Consider the following 7,310-nt stretch of genomic DNA (forward strand, 5'->3'; position numbering starts at 1 on the left):
AGCGCGTCCATCAACCGCGCCCGCGCCGAGACCAGCCGACAGGCGTCGTCCAGTGACAGCACACCGGCGACGTGCGCCACCGCCACCTCACCCACCGAGTGACCCACCAGCACATCAGGGCGCAGGTCCCACGACTCCAGGAGCCGGAAGAGCGCGACCTCCAGCGCGAAGAGACCCGCTTGGGCGTAGACGGTCCGCTCCAGCGCCGTTCCGTCCTCGAACATCGCGTCCCGCAAGGGTCTGTCGAGGTCCACCCGCGCGCACACCGCGTCGAAGGCGTCCGCGAAGGCCGGGAAGGATGCGTACAGTTCGCGTCCCATGCCGGCCCGCTGCGACCCCTGGCCCGAGAACAGGAGGGCCAGGCGGCCGTCCCGGGCAGTCCGTCGCACCGCGTTCGGGGCCTGGCGGCCGTCCGCGAGGGCGGCCAGTGCCTCCAGGTCACCCCCGGGCACGACGGCACGGTGTTCGAGGTGGGCCCGGCCGGTGGCCAGGGCGTGGGCGATGTCCGTGGCGGAGCGGTCGGTGGTGCGGGCAAGGCCGAGCAGGCCGGCGGCCTGATCGCGCAGGGCCGCCTCGGAATGCCCGGAGAGCGGCCACAGGACCATCGGGGACGGGGCCTGCGCCCGGTCGGTGACGATCGAGGGCTCCTTCGGTGCTTCCTCGATGATGGTGTGGGCGTTGGTGCCGCTCACGCCGAAGGAGGAGACGCCCGCCCGGCGGGGCCGGTCCGTCTCCGGCCAGGGGCGCGCGTCGGTAAGGAGTTCCACGGCCCCGGCCGTCCAGTCCACGTGCGGGGTGGGTTCGGTCGCGTGCAGGGTGCGGGGCAGTGTCCCGTGCCGCAGCGCCTCCACCATCTTGATGACGCCGCCGACGCCGGAGGCCGCCTGGGTGTGCCCCAGGTTGGACTTCAACGAGCCGAGCCACAGGGGCACTTCACGATTCCGGCCGTAGGTGGCGAGCAGGGCCTGCGCCTCGATCGGGTCGCCGAGGACGGTACCCGTGCCGTGCGCCTCCACGGCGTCCACGTCGGAGGGTGTCAGGCCCGCCGACGCCAGCGCGTCCTGGATCACCTGTTGCTGTGCCGGGCCGTTCGGGGCGGTGAGACCGTTGGACGCTCCGTCGGAGTTGACGGCGGAACCGCGTACCAGGGCCAGCACCCGGTGACCGTTGCGGCGGGCGTCCGAGAGGCGTTCCACCAGCAGCATGCCGACACCCTCGGACCAGCCGGTGCCGTCGGCCCCGGCCGAGAAGGACTTGCAGCGTCCGTCGGCGGCGAGCCCGCCCTGCTTGGCGAACTCGGCGAAGGCACCGGGCGACGGCATCACCGTGACACCACCGGCGAGCGCGAGGTCGCACTCACCGTCCCGCAGCGCGCGGACGGCCCAGTGCAGGGCGACCAGCGAGGAGGAGCAGGCGGTGTCGACGGTGACGGCGGGGCCCGCGAGTCCGAGGGTGTAGGCGACACGGCCGGAGAGGACGCTGTTGGCTGTGCCGGTCAGCACGTGTCCCTCGGTCTCGGCGGGCATGACCGCACCCGCGCCGTAGGCCGAGTTGGAGGCTCCTACGAAGACGCCGGTCCGGGTGTCCCGCAGCGAGGTGGGGGCGATACCGGCCCGTTCGAACGTCTCCCACGAGGTCTCCAGGACGAGACGCTGCTGCGGGTCCATGGCGAGCGCCTCGCGAGGTGAGATGCCGAACAGAGCGGCGTCGAAGCGGGTGGCGTCCATGACGAAACCGCCGGCCCTGGTGTAGTCGACGTCCTCCTCCAGATCCCAGCCGCGGTCGTCGGGGAATCCGCCGACTCCGTCCTGGCCTGCGGCGACCATGTCCCACAGGTCCTGCGGCGAGCTCACTCCACCGGGGTACCGGCAGGCCGTGGCGACGATGGCGATGGGGTCGTCCGCCGTCGGCCGTGTCACCGTGACGGGCGTGCCGGTTCCCGTCCCGGCACCGGGCAGGCGGGCGATGAGGTGTGCGGCGAGCGCGGTGACGGTCGGGTGATCGAAGAGGGCCACGGCGGAGACGGTGAGCCCGGTGGCCCGGGCGATGCGGTCCCGCAGGTCGAGCACGGTGAGCGAGTCGAAGCCCAGGTCCTTGAAGGGCTTCCGGACGTCGACCGCGTCGGCGTCCGCGTGGCCGAGTGCGGCGGTGACCTGTGCCCGCACCAGAGCGGTCACCGCCCGCTCCCGCTCGATGGCACCGAGGGCTGCGAGGCCGGATGCCCAGGAGGAGGAGGCGGCCGGGGAGTCCGGCGTGTGCAGGGCTTCCGCCGCTTCGGGCAACCCGGTGAGGAGACGGCTGGGCCGGGTCGCGGTGAAGGCGGGTGCGAAGCGCTGCCAGTCGACGTCCGCCACGGTCACGGCCGTCTCGTCGTGATCGAGGGCCTGGCCGAGTGCCGCGAGGGCCCGCTCCGGAGAGAGGGCGCGCAGGCCGCGGCGGCGCAGTTGGGCTGCTGCCTCCCCCGCGGCCATGCCGGTACCCGCCCACGGCCCCCAGGCCACGGAGGTGGCGGGCAGACCGAGGCCCCTCCGGTGCGCGGCGAGCGCGTCGAGGTAGGCGTTGGCAGCGGCGTAGGCGGACTGCCCGCCGCTGCCCCAGACGCCGGCGATCGAGGAGAACAGGACGAAGGTGTCGACGGTGGTGGAGTCGGCGAGCAGTTCGTGGAGGTGACGGGCGCCGACCGCCTTGGCCCGTACGACGTCGGTGTACGCATCCACGTCACCTTCGGCGAGTGGTGTGGGTGTGTCGGTGCCCGCGGCATGGACGACGGTCGTCACGGGGTGGCGAGCGAGGAGTGCGGCCAGCGCGTCGCGGTCGGCGACGTCGCAGGCCTCGACACTCACCGTGGCACCCGACTGCTCCAGTTCCGCGATCAGGTCACCGGCTCCGGGCGCTTCGGGGCCCCGGCGGCCGACGAGGACCAGTTCGGTGGCACCCCGGCCGACGAGCCAGCGGGCGATCTCCGCACCGAGTGCGCCGGTGCCGCCGGTGATCAGTACGGGGCCGGTGGGCGTCCAGGTCCGGGACGGCGCCGCGGGCAGCGGGGCCCTGCGCAGCCTGCGGCCGAAGACACCGTCGGCCCGGAGGGCCACCTGGTCATCGCCGCCGCTCAGCACGGCGGCCAGCCGGGCGCCGGTGCGTGTGTCGAGCGTTGCCGGGAGGTCGATCAGACCGCCCCAGCCGCGCGGTATCTCCAGTGCGGCGACCCTGCCCAGCCCCCACACCTCGGCGAGGCCCGGCGCGGTGACCCGTTCGGCACGGTTCACGGCGACGGCGCCACGGGTGGCGGCCCAGAGCGGTGTGCCGGTGCCGTGCAGTGCGGCGGTCAGCCCCAGGAGGGCGGGCGCGTCGAGGAGTGCGAGGACTCCGGCCGCGTCTGCGGGAACAGGGTCCGCGGGGGTCAGCTCCACGACGTTCGCGCCCGCGGCGGCCAGTACGGCGACCACGTCGGCGGCCGGAGTGCCGGCCACCACGGCCCAGGTGCCGTTCAGTCGTACGATCTCGGCGGCCGGGGCGAGTGCGTCCCAGCCCACCTGGTAGCGGCAGGCGTTCAGTTGGTCACGTTCACTGCGGCTCCGGCGCCAGGTGGTCAGTGCGGGCAGCAGTGTGCCTGCCTGGTCGGGAGCCACCCGGAGCAGCCCGGCGAGGACATCCGCGTCCCCGGATGCGACCGCGGTCCAGAACTCCCCGTCCTCGCTTCGCGCGGTGTCTCCCGGCTCCGGCCAGTACCGGGTGCGTTGGAAGGGGTAGACCGGCAGGTCGACCCGTCGGCCTTCACCCGTCACCGCCGGCCAGTCGACATCCGTGCCCCGCGCGTGGGCGCGGGCGACGCCTCGCAGCAGCGTCTCCGCTTCTCCGTGACCGCCGGAACGGAGCACCGGGACGGCGGCCGTGTCTCCCTGGACCTCTCGCGCCAGGACGGACAGGACACCGTCCGGGCCGAGTTCGAGGAAGGTCCGTGTTCCCGCGAGGGAGGCCACGGCGTCGCCGAAGCGGACGGGCTCACGGACCTGGCGTACCCAGTAGTCGGGAGTGTCCATCGTGCCCGAGGCCGTCGGGACGACCGTGATGGACGGGCTGTGGTAGGTCAGGGACTCGGCGACCTTCGCGAACTCGGCGAGCATCGGTTCCATGAGGTGTGAATGGAAGGCGTGCGAGACGGAGAGGCGCTTGACCCGCCGGCCCTCCGCGCGCAGGTGCTCCTCCAGCATGTCGATCGCCTCGACCGGGCCCGAGACGGTGAGCGCGGTGGGCCCGTTGACGGCTGCGAGGTCCACGTCCTCAGGCAGCTCCAGCTCGTCCTGGGCCGCCTCGACGGCGAGCATGGCTCCGCCGTCGGGCAACGCGTCCATCAGCCGGCCGCGCGCGGAGACCAGCCGGCAGGCGTCATCCAGCGACAGCACACCGGCGACGTGAGCAGCAGCCAGCTCACCGACCGAGTGACCCACCAACACGTCGGGACGCACACCCCACGACTCCAGAAGCCGGAAGAGCGCCACCTCCAACGCGAACAGCCCCGCCTGCGCGTACACCGTCCGGTCCAGCGCCGCACCGTCCTCGAACACCACCTCCCGCAGCGGACGCTCCAGACCGACACGGGCGCACACCGCGTCGAACGCCTCCGCGAACACCAGGTAGGAGGCGTACAGCTCCGCGCCCATGCCCACTCGTTGTGAGCCCTGCCCGGTGAACAGGAAGGCCAGGCGGCCGGGTTCCGCGATGTCACGGACCACGGACGTCCCGTCCACGGCGATGTCGGCGAGTTGGGCCAGCAGGGATTCCCTGTCGTGCCCGACGGCCACAGCCCGGTGTTCGAGGCGGGCCCGGCCGCGTGCCAGGGAGACCGCCACGTCGACCGGGTGGAGGCCCCCGTCCCCCGTGAGTCGGTCGGCCAGCCGGGTGGCCTGGGCCCGCAGGGCCTGGGGACTGCGGGCGGAGAGCACCCACGGGATCGCGGGCGAGGTCGCCCGCAGCACGGGCTCCTCCGGTGCGGGGCCCTGCTCCAGGACGACATGGGCATTGGTTCCGCTCACCCCGAAGGAGGAAACGGCAGCGCGGCGCGGGCGGCCGGCCGTCGGCCACGGGCGGTTCTCGGTGAGCAGTTCCACGGCGCCCGCGGACCAGTCCACCTGGGGCGTGGGGGCGCTCACGTGCAGGGTGCGGGGCAGTGTTCCGTGGCGCAGGGCCTGGACCGTCTTGATGACTCCCGCGACGCCGGAGGCGGCCTGCGCGTGCCCGATGTTGGACTTCAACGAGCCCAGCCACAAGGGCACGTCACGGTCCTGCCCGTACGTCGCCAGCAACGCCTGCGCCTCGATCGGGTCACCCAGCTTCGTCCCCGTACCGTGCGCCTCCACAGCATCCACATCACCGGGCTCCAGCCCCCCGGCAGCGAGCGCGGCACGGATGACACGCTGCTGGGACGGCCCGTTCGGCGCCGTCAGACCGTTCGACGCACCGTCCGAGTTCACGGCGGAGCCGCGCACGACGGCCAGCACGTCGTGTCCGCGGGCCAAGGCGTCGGAGAGCCGCTCGACCAGCAGCACCCCCACGCCCTCGGACCAGCCGGTGCCGTCCGCCTCGGCGGAGAAGGACTTGCAGCGGCCGTCCGACGCGAGACCCTGCTGCCGGCTGAACTCGTGGTAGATGCCGGGTGTCGCCATGACGGTCGCGCCGCCTGTCAGCGCCAGATCGCACTCGCCGTTGCGCAGGGCCTGCGCGGCGAGGTGGAGGGCCACCAGGGACGACGAGCAGGCGGTGTCCACCGTCAGCGCCGGGCCTTCGAGACCGAAGAAGTAGGCGAGGCGGCCGGAGGCGACACTGGTGGCGGTGCCGGTCAGGCCATGGCCCGTGACGTCCTCGCCGTCCAGGCCGTAGTAGGAGGCGGCGACGCCCATGAAGACACCTGCCTGACTGCCGCGAAGCGACAGCGGGTCGATGCCCGCGCGTTCGAACGCCTCCCAGGAGGTTTCGAGGAGCAGCCGCTGCTGGGGGTCCATGGACTGGGCCTCGCGAGGCGAGATGCCGAACAGTCCGGCGTCGAACGAGGTGGCGTCGTGGACGAAACCGCCGACACGGGCGTACGCGTTCCCGTCGGCGTCCCCTGCGGGCCATCCGCGGTCGGCCGGGAAGCCGCCGACCGCGTCGACGCCCTCGGTGACCAGTCGCCAGAGGTCTTCCGGCGAGGTGACGCCGCCCGGATAGCGGCAGGCCATACCGACGATGGCGATGGGCTCGTCGGCGAGGGCCGCCATGGGCCGTCCCGTCGCGGGGACGGTGCTCGGGGTGTCCGGTCCGAGAAGTTCGGCGTCCAGGTGCGCGGCGAGCGCGTCCGGGCTCGGATGGTCGAAGACCGCGGTCGGCGGCAGCCGGAGACCGGTGGCGGAGTTGATCCGGTTGCGGAGTTCGACGGACGTCAGCGAGTCGAAGCCGAGGTCACGGAACGCGCGGCCGGCTTCCACGGCCTCCGCCGAGCCGTGGCCGAGTACGACCGCGGCTTCGGTGCGCACCAGTTCGACGAGCACGCGGGTGCGGTCCGCCGGGTTACGGGCCGCGAGGTCGGCCGTGAACGACCCGGAGTCCTGGGCCGCCGCACGGCGTACGGGGGTGTGGACCAGGCCGCGCAGCAGCGCGGGAACCTCGTTGTCGGCCGCGCGGGAACGCAGCCCTGCGAGGTCCAGTCGCATGGGTATGAGATGGGGCTCGGGGCGGGCCGTGGCCGCGTCGAACAGGGCAAGGCCGTCGTCGTCGGAGAGAGCGGCGCCCACGTGTGCGAAGCGCGCCCGGTCGGTCACGCCAAGGTTGCCGCCGATGGCTCCTGTGCGCTCCCACAGGCCCCAGGCCAGCGCGGTCGCCGGAAGCCCTCGATCGTGCCGGTGCTGGGCGAGGGCATCGAGATAGGCGTTGGCTGCGGCGTAGTTGGCCTGGCCCGGGGAGCCGATGGTGGCCGCGACCGAGGAGTAGAGGACGAACAGGGCCAGGTCGAGGCCCTCGGTCAGTTCGTGCAGGGCCAGTGCAGCGTCGGCCTTGGGCGCCAGGACGGCGTCGAGACGTTCAGGTGTCTGGGCGTCGATGACGCCGTCGTCGGCGATGCCGGCCGCGTGAACGACACCGGTCAGCGGATGCTCCACAGGAACGCTCCCCAACACCACCGCCAACGCATCCCGGTCACCGACATCACACGCCACCACCCCCACCTCAGCACCCAACCCACGAAGCCCCGCCACCAACTCCGACACACCCCGAGCAGCCGGACCACCACGACTCACCAACAACAGATGACGCACACCATGACGCTCCACCAGATGACG

At 73.0% G+C, this 7,310-nt stretch carries 1 protein-coding gene; it reads right to left on the reverse strand.

The window, feature by feature from the left end; genetic code table 11:
- Positions 1 to 7,310, reverse strand: a 7,310-nt coding sequence (locus tag ABT001_RS35425; RefSeq protein ID WP_502967581.1) for a type I polyketide synthase, incomplete at both ends; no start/stop codon positions are given.

This window comes from Streptomyces sp. NPDC002793 (assembly GCF_040295485.1).
Classification (GTDB): Bacteria; Actinomycetota; Actinomycetes; order Streptomycetales; family Streptomycetaceae; genus Streptomyces.